This is a genomic window from Psychrobacter sp. CAL346-MNA-CIBAN-0220 (genome assembly GCF_040309805.1).
GTDB lineage: Bacteria > Pseudomonadota > Gammaproteobacteria > Pseudomonadales > Moraxellaceae > Psychrobacter.
On the sequence record NZ_JBEOPF010000502.1, the window covers coordinates 1 to 255 of the forward strand.

Consider the following 255-nt stretch of genomic DNA (forward strand, 5'->3'; position numbering starts at 1 on the left):
TAATAGGCCTTTGTTATAAAGAAAAGCTTCTTGGTCATGATTTAATTGCTCAGCTAGATTTAGTTTTAATTGTGCTGTTTTAAAATCAGATTGCTCTATAGCATCTTCCATTTCAGACATATACAGCCAAAACTTCGCAACTGTCGCGAGTTCTTTAAGTCCTTCACGCTCATCAAAATTAGGTGTATATTTTTGCGCGGTAAAAAAATAGTAATAAGATTTTTTGTAGTCGCTTTTCGCTAAATACAAATACCC

Annotated in this window: 1 protein-coding gene; it reads right to left on the reverse strand. The window is 33.3% G+C overall.

The window, feature by feature from the left end; genetic code table 11:
• On the reverse strand, window positions 1-255 hold a 255-nt coding region (locus AAEY88_RS14550; protein WP_350563531.1), incomplete at both ends, for a hypothetical protein.